This is a genomic window from Okeania sp. SIO2C2, from assembly GCF_010692625.1.
Lineage (GTDB): Bacteria > Cyanobacteriota > Cyanobacteriia > Cyanobacteriales > Microcoleaceae > Okeania > Okeania hirsuta.
On sequence record NZ_JAAHGM010000058.1, the window covers coordinates 26,611 to 45,524 of the forward strand.

Annotated in this window: 15 protein-coding genes and 1 pseudogene; 8 read left to right on the plus strand and 8 right to left on the minus strand. The window is 36.3% G+C overall.

The window, feature by feature from the left end:
* Positions 1 to 205 precede the first annotated feature (205 nt).
* On the minus strand, positions 206 to 1,360 hold the full coding sequence (gene gcvT, locus F6K18_RS29060) for a glycine cleavage system aminomethyltransferase GcvT (RefSeq protein ID WP_287526026.1): 1,155 nt from the start codon (positions 1,358 to 1,360) through the stop codon (positions 206 to 208).
* A gap of 612 nt (positions 1,361 to 1,972) precedes the next feature.
* Positions 1,973 to 2,930, minus strand: a pseudogene (locus F6K18_RS29065) (IS5 family transposase).
* A gap of 310 nt (positions 2,931 to 3,240) precedes the next feature.
* Between F6K18_RS29065 and F6K18_RS29070 the strand changes: the two are divergent.
* Entirely contained in the window at positions 3,241 to 3,960 is a 720-nt protein-coding gene (locus F6K18_RS29070) for a hypothetical protein (protein ID WP_287526028.1), read from the plus strand.
* Between the two features lie 47 nt (positions 3,961 to 4,007).
* Here F6K18_RS29070 and F6K18_RS29075 read toward each other — a convergent pair whose 3' ends face one another.
* Positions 4,008 to 4,175 carry a hypothetical protein gene (locus F6K18_RS29075; protein WP_287526030.1) on the minus strand — a complete coding sequence of 56 codons (168 nt, stop codon included), beginning with the start codon at positions 4,173 to 4,175 and terminating at the stop codon, positions 4,008 to 4,010.
* Between the two features lie 234 nt (positions 4,176 to 4,409).
* On the opposite strand from F6K18_RS29075, the gene F6K18_RS29080 reads away from it, so the two are divergent.
* From F6K18_RS29080 to F6K18_RS29100, 5 genes are all read left to right on the plus strand, one after another.
* The gene (locus F6K18_RS29080) at positions 4,410 to 4,607 is read left to right on the plus strand and encodes a hypothetical protein (RefSeq protein WP_287526032.1); all 198 of its coding nucleotides are present in this window, start codon (positions 4,410 to 4,412) and stop codon (positions 4,605 to 4,607) included.
* Between the two features lie 752 nt (positions 4,608 to 5,359).
* The gene (locus F6K18_RS29085) at positions 5,360 to 7,702 is read left to right on the plus strand and encodes a TIGR03032 family protein (RefSeq protein WP_287526034.1); all 2,343 of its coding nucleotides are present in this window, start codon (positions 5,360 to 5,362) and stop codon (positions 7,700 to 7,702) included.
* Between the two features lie 585 nt (positions 7,703 to 8,287).
* On the plus strand, positions 8,288 to 8,455 hold the full coding sequence (locus F6K18_RS29090; protein ID WP_353735205.1) for a hypothetical protein: 168 nt from the start codon (positions 8,288 to 8,290) through the stop codon (positions 8,453 to 8,455).
* Positions 8,456 to 10,585: 2,130 nt separating this feature from the next.
* Complete coding sequence (locus F6K18_RS29095) at positions 10,586 to 11,986, plus strand: serine/threonine-protein kinase (RefSeq protein ID WP_287526036.1); 1,401 nt, start codon at positions 10,586 to 10,588, stop codon at positions 11,984 to 11,986.
* Between the two features lie 184 nt (positions 11,987 to 12,170).
* Positions 12,171 to 12,839, plus strand: coding sequence for a DUF1295 domain-containing protein (locus F6K18_RS29100; protein ID WP_287526038.1), 669 nt, complete (start codon positions 12,171 to 12,173; stop codon positions 12,837 to 12,839).
* Positions 12,840 to 13,586: 747 nt separating this feature from the next.
* Here the strand turns inward: F6K18_RS29100 and F6K18_RS36960 are convergent.
* From F6K18_RS36960 to F6K18_RS29110, 3 genes are all read right to left on the minus strand, one after another.
* Positions 13,587 to 13,775, minus strand: a complete 189-nt coding sequence (locus F6K18_RS36960) for a transposase (protein WP_353735206.1) — start codon at positions 13,773 to 13,775, stop codon at positions 13,587 to 13,589.
* A complete protein-coding gene (locus F6K18_RS29105; protein ID WP_287526040.1) occupies positions 13,768 to 14,049 on the minus strand; it encodes a transposase in 282 nt (93 codons plus the stop codon). Before F6K18_RS29105 ends, F6K18_RS36960 begins: the two co-directional genes overlap by 8 nt.
* A gap of 1,032 nt (positions 14,050 to 15,081) precedes the next feature.
* Positions 15,082 to 15,243, minus strand: a complete 162-nt coding sequence (locus tag F6K18_RS29110; protein WP_287526042.1) for a hypothetical protein — start codon at positions 15,241 to 15,243, stop codon at positions 15,082 to 15,084.
* A 192-nt stretch (positions 15,244 to 15,435) separates the two neighbouring features.
* On the opposite strand from F6K18_RS29110, the gene F6K18_RS29115 reads away from it, so the two are divergent.
* On the plus strand, positions 15,436 to 15,564 hold the full coding sequence (locus F6K18_RS29115) for a hypothetical protein (RefSeq protein ID WP_287526044.1): 129 nt from the start codon (positions 15,436 to 15,438) through the stop codon (positions 15,562 to 15,564).
* A 76-nt stretch (positions 15,565 to 15,640) separates the two neighbouring features.
* On the opposite strand, the gene ureC is transcribed toward F6K18_RS29115, so the two are convergent.
* The gene (gene ureC, locus F6K18_RS29120; protein ID WP_287526046.1) at positions 15,641 to 17,350 is read right to left on the minus strand and encodes an urease subunit alpha; all 1,710 of its coding nucleotides are present in this window, start codon (positions 17,348 to 17,350) and stop codon (positions 15,641 to 15,643) included.
* Positions 17,351 to 17,671: 321 nt separating this feature from the next.
* Between ureC and F6K18_RS29125 the strand changes: the two genes are divergently transcribed.
* Complete coding sequence (locus F6K18_RS29125; protein WP_287526048.1) at positions 17,672 to 18,337, plus strand: hypothetical protein; 666 nt, start codon at positions 17,672 to 17,674, stop codon at positions 18,335 to 18,337.
* Between the two features lie 121 nt (positions 18,338 to 18,458).
* Here F6K18_RS29125 and F6K18_RS29130 read toward each other — a convergent pair whose 3' ends face one another.
* Positions 18,459 to 18,740 carry a glycoside hydrolase family protein gene (locus F6K18_RS29130; protein ID WP_287526050.1) on the minus strand — a complete coding sequence of 94 codons (282 nt, stop codon included), beginning with the start codon at positions 18,738 to 18,740 and terminating at the stop codon, positions 18,459 to 18,461.
* Positions 18,741 to 18,914 lie beyond the last annotated feature (174 nt).

The window sequence follows — 18,914 nt, forward strand, 5'->3', positions numbered from 1 at the left end:
TCGCTGGTTGCTCGCTCCTAAGCCACAATTTTAGTTTAGACACGCCACTACACTACTAATAAATATAGGGTGGTGGTGCATAGTAATGGTAGAGAGAGTGTGGGGAGATGGGGAGATGGGGAGATGGGGAGTATGGGAGAAATTAAAAAATATATATCTTCACCAAAACCCATGCAGGACTACCAAATATAGTTGTAATTTTTCCCTATTCCCTGTTCCCTATTCCCTGTTCCCTATTCTTTCTATAAAAGGGTCGCTTAACAACAATAGCTGCATAATTTTTACCCCTAACTTCTACTTCCAATTTTTGACCTACCTTAGCTAATTTTTTAGGTACATAAGCTAGAGCGATCGCTTTCCCTAAAGTAGGAGACTTAGTTCCGCTGGTAATTTCCCCTACCACTTTGCCATCACTTAAAACAGGATAACCATGACGAGCAATAGAGCGATCGAGCATTTCCAAACCCACTAAACGTTTTGAAACTCCTTCCGACTTTTGTGTTTCCAATACTTGACGACCAATAAATTCACCCTTTTTATCCAGATGAACTAACCAACTTAAACCCGCTTCCAGAGGAGTAGTCTCAGTATCAATATCTTGACCGTAAAGTGCCATTGCTGCTTCTAAACGTAGAGTATCTCTTGCTCCCAAACCGCAGGGAGTAACGCCAGCATTCAACAAATTGCGCCATAACTCCACACCCACGGAGGGATCTACCATAATTTCAAACCCATCTTCCCCAGTGTAACCAGTTCTAGCAATAAAACCAGGTTGCTCCAATACAGTAATATCTGAATGCCCGAAAAATCCAATTGCTGCCAAATTTTCTTTGACAAACTGCTGCACATAAGATTCTGCTTCCGGACCTTGAACAGCTAATAACACTTTTTCGTCAGATATATCTTGAAATTTAACACCACTAGCTTCTAGATGACTTAATATCCAAGCTTTATCATTAGCTTTAGTAGCAGCATTAACAATCATAAAACCCCGTGCTTCGTTGGTGAGGGGGTCATCACTTTGACGATAGAAAATGAAGTCATCAATAATGCCTCCCTGTGAGTTTAATAAGACAGTATATTGCGCTCTACCAGGTTCTAAACTGCTTAAGTCGGAAGGTACTAAATATTGGATTTTCTCAATTAGATCGTGACCTTGAGCGATAAACTTGCCCATGTGGGAAATATCGAACATTCCTGCTTTTGTACGTACTGCCTCATGTTCAGTGCTGATGCTAGTGTATTGTACTGGCATTTCCCACCCAGAAAATTCTACCATTCTGGCCTTGAGTTCGCTGCATAGGTCATATAAAGGGGTGCGGGAGAGAGTTTGTGTATTAGATTCTGTTGATTTGGCCACTGGTATGTCCCTAATTTAGAATAAACTTTATTGATTTTAGGACATTGTGGATATTTATAGATGTTATGGGTCATAAGTTAGGAGGGAAGAGTCAAGAGTCAGGATAGTAGAGCGATCGCTCTGCTCTCTTATTGATGCTGCTAATTCGTGAATTAGAACTATTCAGAGAAACTGATAAACATCCAATATCTGTAGCATAATTCCGTGATTTGTGGTATAATAAAAGTTATACATAAATATAGTCAAGTGATGTCAAATATCTTCGTTGATTTATACAAAAGAGCTACTAAATATTTGACAAAATTTAATAACTCCAAGGCTAAAGGTTTAATAGTATAATGAAATTGGCACTTGAGTTTCAGACTAAATAATCATCAAAATTCCGAAATCCTCGAATCCTAATATAATTTTAACCCCTTGATTTATGAGATTAGTTGAGAGACATATCCCATACAAAAAATCATCGGTTTTATCCTGAAATTGACCGACTGTGTTTCTTGTCTAAAAATCTCTATAACTATTCTAATTATTTAGTTCGTCAGTCTTTTATATTTGAAAAGGGCTTTGTTGCATGAAAGTAGCGATCGCGAAAACTCCCCTTAGAAGAGTTAACTAGATTTCAACTTTGTAACTTTTGGGTTTACCTGTTTGAATCATACGATTCAACATGGCACATTGTACGAACAACTCCACGGCTTGATTGTCGAATTTTCGTCGTCGCAACTTGCCTCCAAATATCACTTTCAGCCTAAACATAGTAGTCTCAGATAGGGAGCGTCGATGGTAGCCACTTTCACGCTTCCATTTCTTTCGTCCCACTTGCCTAATGCGCCTCAAGTTTTCGTCTCTAGGATGGGGAGTACTTCTACAGTTACCATGTTGCCAAATCACCGCATTTTTTCGTGGCGGAATGGTGATTTTAGCTCCTTTTTGACTAGCTTTTTCATAGCACTTGCACTGATCGTATGCTCCATCACCCGATATTTGGGTAATCTTCCCTTCTACCCCATCTAATAGATCACTAAATACTTGGTCGTCACTCACATCATTAGTTGTGGCAACTGCTGTAACAATCTCTCCCGTGGTCTCATTCACACCTAGATGTAATTTGCGCCATGTCCTGCGTTTACCCACACCATGAATCCTGGTTTTCCATTCCCCTTCGCCATATACTTTAACCCCTGTAGAGTCTACTACCAGATGAATGGCTTCATTCCTTGGTATCACTGGCAGTTGAACATTCAGTTTTGACAAGCGACGAGAGATAGTGCTATGGTCTGGTACAGGTAAATCGGCGTTGCATCAACTCAAATATAGATTCTACAAACCCCTCTGTCTGTCTTCCTGCTAGTCCGAACAAACTACTGAGAGTTACCATTAGTTCAATAGCTACATCACTATAAGTATTAGATGCTCCCCTACGTCCAGTTATCTGTTGATTTACCCACTGCTCTATTACTTCAGGACTGAGCCAAAATGTCAAACTCCCTCTCTGTTTTAAGGAATCATCATACTCTGACCAGTTGCTGACTCGATACTTGGACTTGGACTTGGACTTGGACTTACTCATATCTACGTTGGTGTAGGTTTGTTGTGCCATGCAATGTTATTTTTACCTTATTCGGTCTGTTTGTGCAACAAAGCCTTTGAAAAGACAAATAATTCCTATTATGACCTGCAAAAAACACTCTCTACTCAATCAGATTATCAAGCAGTTCCAGCTAAAGTATCTCAACAAATATTAAGGATATGTCATATTTGACCATATTTTTATGAACTATTGTTATCTCATACAGTTGTACAACTAGGACACAATTACAATTAATAGATTAGATAAAGACACCAAAAACAGAAAAAAACATCATAATGGTAACTTAAAAATGAAACAACACAAACAGTTGAAAATCAGACTTGCTTTAGGCATCAGCCAGATTTGTAGCATCATCCTATTTGCCAGTCAAGCTTCTGCAGTAACTTTTAATGTAGAATTTGAAAGTCCAAGTCGATGGGATAATCCTGAATATAATCAAGCCAAAGAATACATTAAAGAATTTTTAAATGAACTAGGGGATGAACTAGCCTCTGATGCCTTAATTGGTGTTTATATAACAGACGATGAGACTGAAGCAAATTCTCCAACATTTGCCTCAGCATTTAGTGCTCCTGAATCTACTTTTATAACTAGAGATAACAGACTTGAATTTCTTGCAACTGTAGCATGGAAAAGGATTAATAAAGGGTATAATGGGCACGGCGTTTATCAGAAGGATGGTACGGGCAATTTTGTTAAGATACCTAACAATGGAGACTTAGTTATTTCTTACAACTTCAAAAAGGCCACACTTTCCGTCAATGACCCCAATTTAAAGAGTAAGGTTCGTCAATTGCTTCGACATGAAATAATGCATCCTCTTGGTATGACTGGACATAGCCAAGGGGCTGGTCAAAGATCCTCCCCAACTATTTTTGAAAGCGAGATATATTACAATCAAAACAGCACCCGCATAGTTGACTTGAATTCAGCGGTTAGAGATGACAAGGGCAATTATACTGGCGATTATGACTACAGAGACTATGTGTCGTCTTATGATTATAATTGAGGTTGTGTTGAAAGATTTTCTGAATACTTTTTCACGACAACTAATTATCATTTTCTTTGTGGGTTTAATACCCCACCGTCTACACGGTGTTCAAAATTACTTGGAGTGAGAATCCCCATGTAATTTTCCTCCTGTCTCCTGTCTCCTGTCTCCTGTCTCCTGTCTCCTTCTTCAATTTTGGAACTGAATTTAATAATTCTGATCGACTTCTTCATGTTCATCTCAAATATGATTGGACTAATTGCTCACCCAAAGGAACGGCAGCAAAAATCAAAGAATATATCAAGACAAATAAAGACAAAAATACAAGTTTAAAATTCAAGCGCCACAGTTATACTAAATTTGACAATTTTGCTGGAGAAGTTTTTCGACCGGGTAGTAGAGCGCACAAGAAGAGAGCAAGAGAACATCGCTCATATAACAATCATTGGGAACTTGCGTGCAATGGTGTGGTCATTCACATTACCCCTGTGTACTGGTATAGTGAGTATAAAAAGAAGACTCAAAAGTTAAACCTAGCAGGAGTAAACTTGTCTGCAATTACTCCAGAAGCATTTTCTGAGGCACAAAAAAGTAATGACTATGAATTTTCCTGGTTATCTTGTTATATCAGCGATCCAGTGCCTTTGCTTTGGATAAAGTTGTAACACCAACAGCAGCTCAAATTAAATCACCAAAAATAGAAAACTGTTCCGGAACATATTTTGAAGTTGAAGCAACTATAGCTTATCCACCATAGTACCCTGTTCCGATAAATCACCAAAAATAAAAAACTGTTCCGGAACATATTTTGAAGTTGAAGCAACTATAGCTAATCCACCATAGTACCCTGTTCCGATAAATCACCAAAAATAGAAAACTGTTTCGGAACATATTTTGAAGTTGAAGCAACTATAGCTTATCCACCATAGTACCCTGTTCCGATAAATCACCAAAAATAGAAAACTGTTCCGGAACATATTTTGAAGTTGAAGCAACTATAGCTTATCCACCATAGTACCCTGTTCCGATAAATCACCAAAAATAGAAAACTGTTCCGGAACATATTTTGAAGTTGAAGCAACTATAGCTTATCCACCATAGTACCCTGTTCCAACAGAGATATTGCTTTGAATTTCAGCACAAATAAAGGAATAAGTAATAAACAGATCGGGAAAAAAAGGAAAAACAATCGAAATTGGTCTTATTAGGATTGGAGAAGTTATTTTTAGATATAATTTGCAGCCTTTTTTTGTAGGATTATTTTTTCAAGCTTGGTATTAAGTGTTCTAGAAATTAAAAATCACCAAATTTTATATACGAATTCCTCTGGAGTTTGTTAAGACTCCGGATTCTGAGTTATTTTTATTGTTTAATATAGTTATACCTATTTTGACCCTAACTTTTAGACCACCTGACAATGAATAATCAAACTGATGCTCCTGTTAATACCGATAATTATTTATTAAGAAGTGTACATACAAATAACTTCCCCCAAATTTTAGACCAGTTAGGCATATCTTTAGTCGTTTCCACTTATCAAGCAGGTAAATTAATTGTTTTGCGTGCCGATAATGGAGTAATTAATACTCATTTTCGTACCTTTAATAAACCCATGGGGTTAGCAGCAAACCACGAAAAAATTGCCCTGGGAACTGCTTATCAAATTTGGGATTTTCGCAACGTTCCAGCAGTAGCAGAAAAAATCGAACCACTAGGTAAACATGATGCTTGTTATTTACCAAGAAATATTCATATAACTGGAGATATTGATATTCACGAAATGGCTTGGGCAAAGGATGAATTATGGTTTATTAATACTCGTTTTTCTTGTCTATGTACCCTCGGTCATCCTAATAGTTTTGTGCCTAGATGGCGACCTCCTTTTATCACTGGATATGACTTAACAGACCGCTGTCATTTGAATGGACTTTGTTTAAAAAATGACCTGCCAAAATATGCCACAGCTTTAGGAGAAACTGATACTTCAGCGGGGTGGAGAAAAAATAAAGCTAATGGTGGAATATTAATGGATATAGAAACAAATGAAATTTTAATGCGGGGTTTATCTATGCCCCATTCTCCCAGATGGTATCAAGAAAAATTATGGTTATTAGAATCGGGAAATGGTAGTCTGGCAAAAGTTGATTTAAACCAGAGAAAATTAGAAACAATTGCTAAGTTACCTGGGTTTACTCGTGGTATAGATTTTTGGGGAAATTTAGCATTTATTGGTTTGTCTCAAGTTAGAGAAACTGCTGTTTTTACGGGAATGCCTATTACTCAACTTCAAGAAAGAATTTGTGGGGTTTGGGTAGTAAATATTTTAACTGGAGAAACTGTGGCATTTTTAAGGTTTGAAGCTGGAGTTCAAGAAATATTTTCTGTGGCAGTTTTGCCGAATATTCGCTTTCCTGAAATTATTGAATGGAACGAAAATTTACTTGCTAGTTCGTATGTTTTACCTGATGAAGCTTTAGCAGAAACAGTACAACCAACTTCAGAAATAGCAATATCAGAAACTCATTTAGTCAAAGGAAATCAGCTATATCAAGAAGGTAAATTAGTAGAAGCGATCGCTGAGTATCAAGAATGTTTGAAGTTACAACCGGATTTGACGAGAGCTAAATATAATTTGGGAGTAGCTTTAGGAGATAATCAACAGTATGAAGCAGCAATTAATGTTTTACAACAGGTAATTAGGACAGAGCCAGATAATGCGGATGCTCATAACAGTCTTGCTTATGCTTATAGTCAAAAAGGTGAATTAGAAGGAGCAATTAAACATTATGAAAAGGCAATTAATCTTAATGGTAGTTTTGCCAAAGCTCATTTTAATTTAGGCATGACATTGTTGAAAAATGGAGATTTTAAACGGGGATTTGCTGAATGTGAATGGCGTTGGAAAACTTCAGAATTTACTCCCTTTCAATGTCCTCATCCCCGATGGAAAGGGGAAGATATTATGGATAAAACTTTGTTAATTCATACCGAACAAGGAGCAGGAGATGCTATTCAATTTATCCGTTATATTCCTCTAGTAGCAAAACGCTGTCAACAGATTATTTTAGTGTGTACGCCAGAGTTAATTCCTATTTTTAAAAGTGTTCCAGGAATTGATAAATTAATGCCACCAGGAGAACTACAATTATCAGAATTTGATATCTATGTACCCTTGATGAGTTTACCTTATATTTTTGACACAACTTTAGAAACAATTCCTGTTGAAATTCCTTATTTAAGATACCCCAATACTAACTCTATTAACCTTCCCGACGCGCTATATAAAGTAGGTATTGTTTGGGCAGGTAGTCCTACTCATAAAAATGACCATAATCGTTCCTGTAAATTAACTGACTTTTTACCAATTTTGCAAGTACCTGGAGTAAAATTTCATAGTCTGCAAAAAGGAGAAAAAACTCAAGAATTAACTCAACTTTCCCACAATATTCAGATAGAAGATATGAGTCCTCAGTTAAATAACTATGCCGATACAGCAGCAATAATAAATCAATTAGATTTAGTAATTACTGTTGATACTTCAGTGGCACATTTAGCAGGAGCATTAGGTAAACCTGTATGGACTTTGTTATGTTTTAACACTGACTGGCGTTGGTTACAGGAAGGAGAAAATACTCCTTGGTATCCAACAATGAAATTATTCCGTCAGTCTCAGTCAAGGGAGTGGCAAGAAGTAGTTGAAAAGGTACAAGTAGAGTTATGGAAAATTATGGGAAAAAAAATGGTTATAAGTGTGAAGTAGAACTTTGAATTAAGTATTAATTTTAGGTTTTAGTAGAGATTTTCTCTGGAATTCCTCTACAGGATATAGCAATTCCCAAAAAGCGTGAGGTACAAAACTCGTTTGCTTTAGGCAACAGCTCCGGAAAGCAACAGGCAATAGTGAAGTAAAGATAAGAGTGTACCTCACACTTACTGAGAAACGCTATAATTTAACATCAAAAATACCCTTGAAGAAGTAGTTATTTTAGTTAACAGTTTGCTACCCATATATTTGTGTATAATTTTGTAGGAAAAAGCCTTTTTATATAGAATCCGGTTATATAATGTATCTTTATAATTCTATAATTACTTTAATAATATTCAATCTCCCCTACTCCCCTACTCCCTTACTCCCCACCTCTGTTGCTAGCGCAACATATAAACGCCACAAATGAGTGTAGATATCCCTACTTTTTGAACAGCTATACCTACCTTGGCAATAACCAAAAACTTTAATTAATATTTTGATATAAAGATTTACAGCTAATACTAATAGCTGAGTAAAACTGTGTACCAAAAATATTACTTCTAAAAATTTTCATCTCAGGAATTAGGAGATTTTTATATGCGGATTTCTCAAGTTACTCCTTTATGGGAAAGAATGTTTCCCGTTGGCTATAGTGGCATTGAATTAATAGTAGCTCTCTTGACAGATGAATTAGTCTACCGTGGGTATGAATCTACTCTATTTTCCCCTGTTCAAAAATCAATAAAAAAGAAGGGGATTTACTAAAAATAAAATTTTTTATTCTTTAATCTTTGTAGAACTACAGCCCATAAGGTAGCCAAAGATATCCTTGAAGTCTTAGTTATTCAGTAATATAAATTTAGTTTAGATAGGAGCTTGATTATGAAAAAAAAGCAGAGGAAAGTTATGTTTAAGGGTGAAAAAAAAGTTATAAATAGTACCTTTCAATGGGAATATTGGATATAATTCTCAAACTTTAGCCAATAGAATTAGTTGATACATACCTCATTTATACTGATTTTACTGTTAAACACTACAACGCTTATTTAACATTACAACTTCAGAAAATATATGGAGGTGCTAATGAATTTAATCTCATCGATTATCCTATGGACTATGCAGCTTGCCCCTATTTTTATTTGGTTGAAGCATCCATTTTTTAGGCACTATGTAGTCAATTTATTGCAGAGAGTAAACGGCTATTTAGTTAGTATCAAAATTCCCATAATTTAGTATATATAACTATTAAGGACAGTTATTTTAGAGCTAAATTATTTAATCACACTTAATAACAATCTTGTTAATATCGAGCTTTAAATTCAACTTCATACTTGATATCTAAAGGAGTCTTTATTATGTCAGCAGAACATGATTGGAAGATACTTTATGAAAAAACACAATAACAGATTAAACAGCAAGAATTATTACTATATGCACTATATCAACAGCGTACTTTTATTCGGTCACAAATTTTAGAACAAGCACTAAGCAAAAGTAATGAATCAAATAATTCTCTATAGCTAATTGTGAAATATCTCACATAGCTTAATTAGTAGAATGTAAGCATTTCCTGTGGAATGCTGCGCAAACAGCTATTAGCACTCAGCTTTTAGCTGTTTCATAAATAATGAATATACACTCTCCCTCATCAAGGTCAGTTTTTTTCCAATACTTTTAATTATCCTTAAATCTATCAATATTAATTTATGTTCAAAAAGCAATAAATTATATTATGTCCGGATAATTAGTGATAAAAAAAACATTCTCCTTTTCCTCCTCTTTTTTCTTGCTTCTTCCTTCTTTCTTCCCTCCTGACTCCTGAGGACTCCGTGATTTATTTATAACTATTCGACCGGACATGATATTAATAGCTGAATGCTGAATGCTGAATGCTTACAGTAGAATAGATTTGCCGGGAAAGTATCAATCAAGGATTAAGCAATTTTCATCATTGACAATTTTAGCTTTACCATTCAAAAATTCAATGGTGCTATAGGAGAATATTTAGAGTCAAGAAAAAACAGCACAACCGAAGATAGTTGGTATCATACAACAGCTAGAACTAGAACAGATGCAAGAATAATTAATCAAGTTATTCAACAAGCAGAAAATAATATTTATAGCACCAGGAAAAACATTTCCCCTGATTCGGTTCATCATCAACAGAAGTCAAATACCAACTCGTTCCTTGCTATAATAGAGGTGAAATATTTTTACACCTCTACTTTTTTCTTTTCTTCCCTCCTGACTTCTCTAGCTTATCTATCAAAAAACTCTACCCAATTTTTTGTTAAAGAAGGAAGAATAAGGAATAAGGAATAAGGAATAAGGAATAAGGAATAAGGAAGAGAGAAAAAGTTGATGGGTACTCAAACCCCAACTAATTGTAAACATCACGGGTGATAGTGACGTATTAAACCCAAAATCAAAAGATCCACCATGCTGGTATCAAAATGTTGGCCAAACAGAAAGTTAATATTGGGATTATTTGAAACATAATACTTAACTGTATAATGGTTGAAATTTTAAGTTAATATTTAGTTGTGATGTACAGAGGAACTTTACATAAATAAAATTCCTAGTATAAACAAATATTTAAAGGAAGTAGGACTGAAGTTGTGTAAGCATTCAGCCGTCAGCCATCAGCTATCAGCTATTCATGTTAGTTTACAATAAAAACTTTATTAATTATCTTACTAGAAAAGTTGGCTCCCTTTCCCTTAAATTCTATATTAATTTAAACACTGTCTTTAAGAAGAGAGTCTTGCTGCTGAAAGCTGACTGCTAATAGCTGAATGCTTACGAAGTTGTAGCACAGAAATTGTGGTTTCGGTCAAAAAAGTTAGTCAACCTTCTTCCTTCTTCCCTCTTCCTTATTCCTTCGAGTTAATAAATATGACTACTTGTACAAACTGTGGACATAACAATACTATTGCCTCTCGCTTTTGCTCTAACTGTGGTGCTTTTCTAGAGGAAATAAAACCCTTTCAAACAGCATCTACGGAATTAAAACCAGGAAGTAAATTAAGAAACCGCTACATAATTATTCGCCAAATAGGTCAAGGTGGATTTGGCAAAACTTACTTAGCAGAAGATACAGGTAGATTTAAGCAAGCAGTAGTTTTAAAACAATTAACACCAGGAAACCAAGGCACTGAATTTATACAAAAAGCGGAGGAACTTTTTCACCGAGAAGCAATGATATTACATCAAATTAATCATCCTCAAATTCCCCGTTTTTGGGAATTTATTCAGGAAAATAAATGTTTATTTTTGGTGCAAGATTTTATTGAAGGACAAACTTATGAATCTCTGCTTAGTCAACGTCGGCGACAAGGTAAATTTTTTAGCGAAGTTGAAATAATTGACTTTATTCGTCAAATCTTACCAGTTTTAAATTATCTACATAGTCGAGGAATTATTCATCGAGATATTGCTCCTGATAATATTATTTGTCGGGCAGAAGATGGGTTACCAATTTTAATTGATTTGGGTGGAGTAAAACAAATTGCTGCCGAAGTTTCTCACAAAGCTGATAGTTCCGAAAATGTTATTTATTCTGGCACTAAATTAGGTAAATTTGGTTATGCTCCTGACGAACAAATGCGCCTAGGAATAGTTGCTCCACATAGTGATTTGTATGCTTTAGGAGTGACTTGTTTAGTATTAATGACTGGTAAACTTCCCTCAGAGTTAATTAATACAAAAACAATGCAGTGGCAATGGAGTAAAGAACTAAAATTAAGTCCGAAGTTTGATGGTATTTTAAATAGAATGTTGGCTTTTATTCCTGGTGATCGCTTCCAATCAGCAGAGGAAATATTAGTACAGCTACAACCTCCAGAACCGGAAATTATTGCACTAACTCAAATCAGTAAAACTGAGTCAAAGAATCAAAAAATAGAGACAAAAAAAGCCATAGCTTCTATTCCAAAACTCGGAAATATTATTCATAGTTCAAATGACGTACCAGCAGAAATTATTGGTTGGAATTGGGGGGCATTTTTCTTGCCTGGTTTTTGGTGTTTAACTAATCATGTTTGGATCGGATTAATTGCCTGGATTGATTTAAGTTTTTTTACCTTAGGTATGGGATGGTTGCTGACAGGAATAATTTTAGGTCTTAAAGGAAATGAGTGGGCTTGGAAAAGCCGCAAATGGAAAAATGTTGCTGAATTTAGAAAGCATCAGAGAATATGGTCGATTATCTCTTTATTATTAATTTCAAGTGTCGTAATTATTGGGATTTTAGTGATTTTATTTCTGTTTGTTATTGCTGCTTTTATTGCTGGCTAGAAAGGTGGGTTTTCTCTAATATAGTTTGACTTTTAAATTAATCCTATGTATTATATAGTAGGGAATAGGGAATAGTTGGAAAAACATTTCCCCTGATTCGGATAGTCATCACTCGATGTCGGTGCCCTACCTCTCTATTCCTATATAAGCTATAAGCAGTTTTTTTAAAATAAAAATAGCACTAATGATGAAAGTAAAACATCCAATTAATCTATCTAAAGCGACAACTTTTATATTTATATTGACGCTGATGATAGCCTATCAAAATTTTTCTTTAGTTGCGTGGGTATATCTATCCCTACATGGTACTTATGGAATTTTATGGTTACTGAAAGACCGTATTTATCCAGATAAGCAATGGGAACAAGAAGTTCCTTTTCTACAAGGTATTATAATTTTTGGAATAGTCTGCTTATATTGGATAGCTCCCTATATTTTAATTAGTAGTGGAACTGAACCTCCAATACCTTTAGTAGCTGCTGCAATTTCTTTAAATATTTTTGGCATTTTCCTCCATTACAGTAGCGATGCTCAAAAATATTATACTCTCAAATATAAGTCAGGATTAATTACAGAAGGATTCTTTGCTCGCTGTCGAAATACTAACTATTTAGGAGAAATATTTATCTATCTTTCTTTTGCAATGTTAGTGCAACATTGGTTGCCTTATTTAATTCTAGGAGCATTTGTTGCTGGAATATTTATCCCTAATATGCTGAAAAAAGATAAGTCTCTATCTCGCTATCCCGAATTTGTAGAATATCAAGCTAGTTCTGGGTTAATTATTCCTCAACTGTTTGGCAAAAATTCTCTGACTTCGGGAGCCAAAAAATTTGCAGAAAAAAATAGTTAAAATCTTTGAGAAAAATCAAATTAAAACTATACCTAATCAATGTTTTTTGATTAATTGTATAAAAAAAAACAAATATACGGTAAATATAACTAGTGATAATACTTCATTCATTTACTGATTAAAAAATAAATCAAATATATGGATGCCAGTAATGGACGGCTTTGAAATCAGGACTTACGCAAAGGCACTATATATAGACTTACAGCACTTTTGAGGAAGCGTGAGGTACAGCTATAAGACTATTTATTTCTATATTCCCTGTTGCCTGTTGCCTTCCGGAGCTGTTGCCTAGAGCAATAAAACTTTGTACCTCATCAACTAGAAAACTGCTGTAAGTCTCTCTCTAAATTGGCGATCTAAACTAAGTTCCCCTTGGCGATCGCCTAAACCACAAAATTATCATCAACTGAAAAATTCGATTGAGGTTGATGTAGATTATCTGGTATTCTAATGGTGAATAAGATTAAATTTTTATGAAGAGTTTTTCATAGGCTTTAATTATATAAAATATTGTCAGTATTTAATAGAGTTGTCGCTAAATAGATAGAAAAAATCTCCAAAACCTAGACAAGGTAATTATTTCGACTCTTTTGATCGATAAATACCTACAAGCTTTACATAACGGGGGTTTCTAGAATTTTTTATTTTATAAAGCGACAAGTCTAATACAGCGTTTTTCATATGAATAAACCACAATGTGTAAACCAACCAAAAACATCATCTTCAGTAATTTGAGCGTACGCTTCGCTAATAGCTCGATCTAATTGTTCTTGAGGAAAGAGCTTGACGAGAGCGGAGAAACTCTTTGAATTTTGACCAACATAGTTCGATGGGTGAAAAATCAGGTGAGTACGCAGGTAAGAAGATTAACTTGGCTCCTGTGGAGGAAATTAACTCTTGAATTCTAGAACCTTTGTGGACACTTAAATTATCCATCAGTACAATTGCCCAAGCGCCATAGTTGAGGTACTAAAATCTGCTCTATATATGTTTCAAATACATTTTTATTTGTACTACCAATTACGGTCATTGATCCAATTAAACCATCCAAACTTAAAGCTCCTAAAACACTTGTATTCTTACCTTTATTTCTAGGGGCATTGCTGACTACTCTCTCTCCTACTTTTGCTGGACTATAAAGACGAGTCATCCCTAGATTAACTCCTGATTCGTCAACAAAAACCAAATTATTTATGTCTACTAAATCCAACCATTTTCGATAGTCATAGCGTTTTTGTTTTATATCTTCTCTGTCTTGTTCTGAAGCATAAAGACTTTTTTTTTCTACTTATATTGAATTTTTTTAAAATTCGATACATTGTTGATACACTTATATCATGTCCGGATAATTAGTGATAAGAAAACTCTCTCCTTCTTCTCCTGTTCTTCTTCTTTCTTCCCTCCTGACTCCTGACTCCTGACTCCTGAGTCCCCCGTAGTTATTTATTTATCACTGTTCAACCGGACATGATATTACTTTCACTCCGGTTCTAATTTCTAAATATTCCCATAACTCACAAAGCATGCATATCTGGTTTTTGTTGGATTTTCTGCGCTCATTAAAGAATCAAAATTGCCATCAATTTTAATCACTGGCTACCACTATGATGCTTTGGATTCACAGTTTCTGTGGTTCTATAATGCTTTCATAAATTACGGACAAAAGTCAAGCTAACTTGAAATCTTTGTGCTATTTGACGTTGAGAACCTTCTTGATTTTGATAGGCTCTAATCACACGAATACGTAAATAAGCGTGAGTATGGTCTGGCCATTTTTGGGCTTTAGCGATCGCTCTAGATAACTATTTTGTCTTTAGTTAAATTTTACACTTTTGTGGTTCACTCATATGAAAAGCGCTGTAAGTAGCCAGAAAAATTACACTCTCACAAATCTTGCTGACCATCTGGAAAAAGTTAGCCACGATAGCGTAGCTTTGTGTCAGCAATCAAATTAATCGTTAGCGTCAAAAATATTGAAACACGGGACAAAAATTTTGTGGCCAAATTTACAGGAAGATCAACTGAAACATCAATTTTTATCTAAGGCGTTGCTGACTGGTGGGTATGATTTGATAATTTTGTATTTGGGATTTTTTATTTTGGATGGTTTGAACTACTTGTTAATATTAACTGTTCCCTGTTCCCTGTTCCCTGTTCCCTATAAACCTACTTTCATACCTTAATTCAGCAATGCCAATTTTTATCTAAATATCGGCGTTGCTGATTTGAGCTATGATATCATTCAGGATAAGAGGGCGAGCAAAAAACTTTCTCCTTCTACTGGGGGTTTCTTATTCTTTCTTCCCTCCTGACTCGGTCTGACTGACTTCCCCTCCTGGGAGGGGCGCGCGGGTGGGTTGACTCCTAAGTAATTAGGATTAATATCATACACGCACTTCAGCAACGCCTAAATATCTAGTATCTGAACTCAAATATACTACAATTAAAATGATAGTCGTTTAAGTTTTTATGAATAGGAATAGAATCAGCAAAGCTGGGCGATCGCTATAATTTTGTAAGCGATCGCTATCGTTTAGCATACGCTATACATAGTGTCTTTGCGTAATATTATGTCCGGTTGAATACTTATAAATAAATGACGGAGTCCTCAGGAGTCAGGAGTCAGGTAGGGGAGCTGTCGGATTGGCGACGTACAGGAGTTAGGAGAGAACAAAGAAGAAGGAAGAGGAAGAGGAAGAAAAAGAGAAAGTTTTTTGATCACTAATTATCCGGACATGATATAAGTCCTGATCATAAGTATTCAACCGGATTTGATATAACAGCCTTTTTGAGCGAACCTCCTAAAACAGAAAATATCGCTGTGCCATGGGTAAAACTGTTGCAGGTTCACAAGTCAACAACTCCCCATCAGCTCTAACTTCATAAGTTTCCGGGTCAACTTCTATTTCTGGCAAAGCATCATTTAATTTCATCTCTTGTTTGCTAATTTGCCGAGTATTTACCACTGCAACTGCTGACTTTTTCAACTGTAGTTGAGCCACAATATCAGTTTCCAGAGCAGCTTGAGAAACAAAAGTCAAAGAAGTAGCAGCGATCGCTCCCCCAAAACTACCAAACATTGGCTGCATAACCACTGGTTGTGGAGTCGGAATACTTGCATTCGCATCTCCCATCTGAGCATAAGCAATAGCTCCTCCCTTAATCACAATTTCCGGTTTCACCCCAAACATGGCAGGTCGCCACAAACATAAATCTGCCAACTTTCCCAATTCCACCGAACCCACATACTCAGCAATACCATGAGCGATCGCCGGATTAATCGTGTATTTTGCCACATAACGTTTAGCACGCAAATTATCATTTTCCCCAGACTCTCCATTCAAAGGTCCGCACTGAATTTTCATTTTGTGAGCTGTTTGCCAAGTTCTAATAATAACCTCTCCCACACGTCCCATGGCCTGAGAATCAGAAGCAATCATACTAAACGCTCCCAGATCATGCAGTATATCCTCAGCAGCAATAGTTTCTCGGCGAATGCGAGATTCTGCAAAAGCCACATCCTCTGGAATATTTCGGTCTAGATGATGACACACCATTAACATATCCAAATGTTCTTCCAAAGTATTGAGAGTATAAGGACGAGTGGGGTTAGTAGAAGAAGGTAAAACATTTGCTTGACCGCAGACTTTGATAATATCTGGAGCGTGACCGCCTCCCGCACCTTCAGTGTGATAAGTATGAATTGTCCGGTTTTTAAAAGCCTTTATGGTGGTTTCTACAAACCCTGCTTCATTGAGAGTATCGGTGTGGATAGCAACTTGCACATCGTACTCGTCCGCAACATTTAAGCAGGTGTCGATCGCCACCGGGGTAGTTCCCCAATCTTCATGTAATTTTAATCCCATCGCCCCTGCTAATACTTGTTCGACTAGAGCTTGGGGTTGACTGCTGTTACCTTTGCCCATGAAACCTAAATTTACCGGAAAAGCTTCAGCAGCTTGCAACATTCGGTGAATGTTCCAAGGACCGGGAGTACAGGTAGTCGCATTAGTACCTGTGGCAGGACCTGTTCCTCCACCTAACATAGTTGTGATACCAGAAGCGATCGCTGTTTCGATTTGTTGAGGACAAATAAAATGAATGTGGGTATCAATGCCACCTGCCGTTAAAATCATTCCCTCACCCGCCACAGCTTCAGTTCCCGGACCGATGATAATATCTACATTATCTTGGATGTAGGGGTTGCCTGCTTTGCCAATTTTGCAAATTTTACCATCTTTAATGCCGATGTCTGCTTTGACAATTCCCCACCAGTCGAGGATGAGAGCGTTGGTAATAACTAGATCCACTGCGCCATCGGCATTAGCAATGGGAGATTGCCCCATACCGTCACGGATGACTTTGCCTCCACCAAATTTTACTTCATCGCCGTAGGTAGTGTAGTCTTGCTCGACTTCTATTAATAATTCTGTATCAGCTAGACGGACGCGATCGCCTATTGTTGGCCCATAAGTTTCAGCATAGGCGTGACGGTTTATTCTGTAAGCCATATTTATTCTCTAGTAAAAACTGTAAAATTAAACTCTGTTACTCTGCGATCTTAACTACTTTTTGGTGTTGATTTATTGTTAACAAATAGACATATCCAGAAAATCAATCTTTTAATTAGAGCAGACTAAGGATACGAAAAATTCACCCTAAAAAATCTTTTTTCGTGCCTTTTTCGTAAAAACATCTTACCTGTTGCCTGTTGCCTGTTGCCTGTTGCCTGTTGCCTACTCCTGCAAAAAATCTATATCTTTTTCGGAGATGTCTAATGAACTCCTTGAAATCATTTAAACAGAAGAAATGCGATTACAGGAAAGGATATTATGGATAGAGCGACCGAAAGTTATAAGGTCATGCTAGCCTATCAAGATTGGGTCGAAAATCTGTTTAGGACCCTAGATAATAAATTCGCCCTTGGACTAAACGGAAAAAAACTTTCGCCAATGCCCAAAACAAAACTTGTTGTCACCTCAACTAACTATCTATTGTATAATTATGCCATCTACAATGGCCAAGAAGTATATAATACATGGCTGCCACCTTGGGTAGGTCGCTTTTATATTGATCTGGATTATTTAGTAGATGATAGTCCCCTTGAAGATTATCCAGCAAAGCAAGTACAGTACATAACTTTTGTCTGGACTTGGTTGGGATCTAAAGATGAGTATATAGCGGACACCGACAGACCTGAATGCTGGGTTGGGATTGTTGAGCCAAAGCCTAGGGATACTGAATATCGGGTTTATGATGTTGCTGGAGAAATATGGAAATGTATACGTGTGGAGAAAGATGCGGAAAAAGAATCAGACGGATGGATTTTCGGTCGTTTTAATCCTAATAGTTTTGGGTCAGAATTAAACGGGTTTTGGCAAGTAAGGCGTTTTCCTTTGAGAGATATTTCCAGTATCTATCAAACCTACCAGCTAATCGTTAATCCCGTAACTGAGAAGCTAGCAAAGTTAGCAGGAGGCGAGAGCATTAGAGGATAGTAGATATTCAGATATTGAGTTGGCTTTAATTATGTTGTGTTCTTTAAGGAGAGAGACTTGTTATGATGAGAAAAGATATTATGGAGCAGATTGCCGAAAGCTACAAAGTAATGCTAGCTTATCACCAGCAGATCAGAAGTCTGTTTAAAGTTCTAGATAATCGGTTTGCATCGGAGCAGAACGCGAAAAAACTTTTACCTATATCTGCTTTGTCGCATTCATACTTTAAATAGAATTCTGCATTTCTTTCTGTAATTCTTTCTCCTAGCTGAACTTTTTTTCCATTGGGGTAACGAATTGTTCCATACCCAATGGTTGGTATTCCTACTGGGTCTAGATTAGCATTCAGAAAAAGTCCTTCCCATTTTTTGACTAAGTTTAGACAATTTTGTAATATTTCCATGCTACAGCTCCAATTTACAACTAAACAGTCATATTTTATGTTAGTTATCTAAGTACAGGACAAAAAGTGGAGTGAGTCGAGAAAAGCGTCAAATTTGTGGTCAAGATTAGTGAAAATAGAGCGCAGATAATCAAAGCCTAGACGAAACAGACTCTTGGCTCGTCGTCGATGGGA

Bases quoted from the DNA above. Each gene is read 5' to 3' on its own strand.
- F6K18_RS29090 (WP_353735205.1), top strand. From the start codon at position 8,288: ATGCGGATTTCTCAAGTTACTCCTTTATGGGAAAGAATGTTTCCCGTT.
- F6K18_RS29070 (WP_287526028.1), top strand. From the start codon at position 3,241: ATGAAACAACACAAACAGTTGAAAATCAGACTTGCTTTAGGCATCAGC.
- F6K18_RS29115 (WP_287526044.1), top strand. From the start codon at position 15,436: ATGACGGAGTCCTCAGGAGTCAGGAGTCAGGTAGGGGAGCTGTCGGAT.
- F6K18_RS36960 (WP_353735206.1), bottom strand. From the start codon at position 13,775: ATGGATAATTTAAGTGTCCACAAAGGTTCTAGAATTCAAGAGTTAATT.
- F6K18_RS29130 (WP_287526050.1), bottom strand. From the start codon at position 18,740: ATGGAAATATTACAAAATTGTCTAAACTTAGTCAAAAAATGGGAAGGA.
- F6K18_RS29085 (WP_287526034.1), top strand. From the start codon at position 5,360: ATGAATAATCAAACTGATGCTCCTGTTAATACCGATAATTATTTATTA.
- F6K18_RS29100 (WP_287526038.1), top strand. From the start codon at position 12,171: ATGATGAAAGTAAAACATCCAATTAATCTATCTAAAGCGACAACTTTT.
- F6K18_RS29125 (WP_287526048.1), top strand. From the start codon at position 17,672: ATGGATAGAGCGACCGAAAGTTATAAGGTCATGCTAGCCTATCAAGAT.
- ureC (WP_287526046.1), bottom strand. From the start codon at position 17,350: ATGGCTTACAGAATAAACCGTCACGCCTATGCTGAAACTTATGGGCCA.
- F6K18_RS29095 (WP_287526036.1), top strand. From the start codon at position 10,586: ATGACTACTTGTACAAACTGTGGACATAACAATACTATTGCCTCTCGC.
- F6K18_RS29075 (WP_287526030.1), bottom strand. From the start codon at position 4,175: ATGAAGAAGTCGATCAGAATTATTAAATTCAGTTCCAAAATTGAAGAA.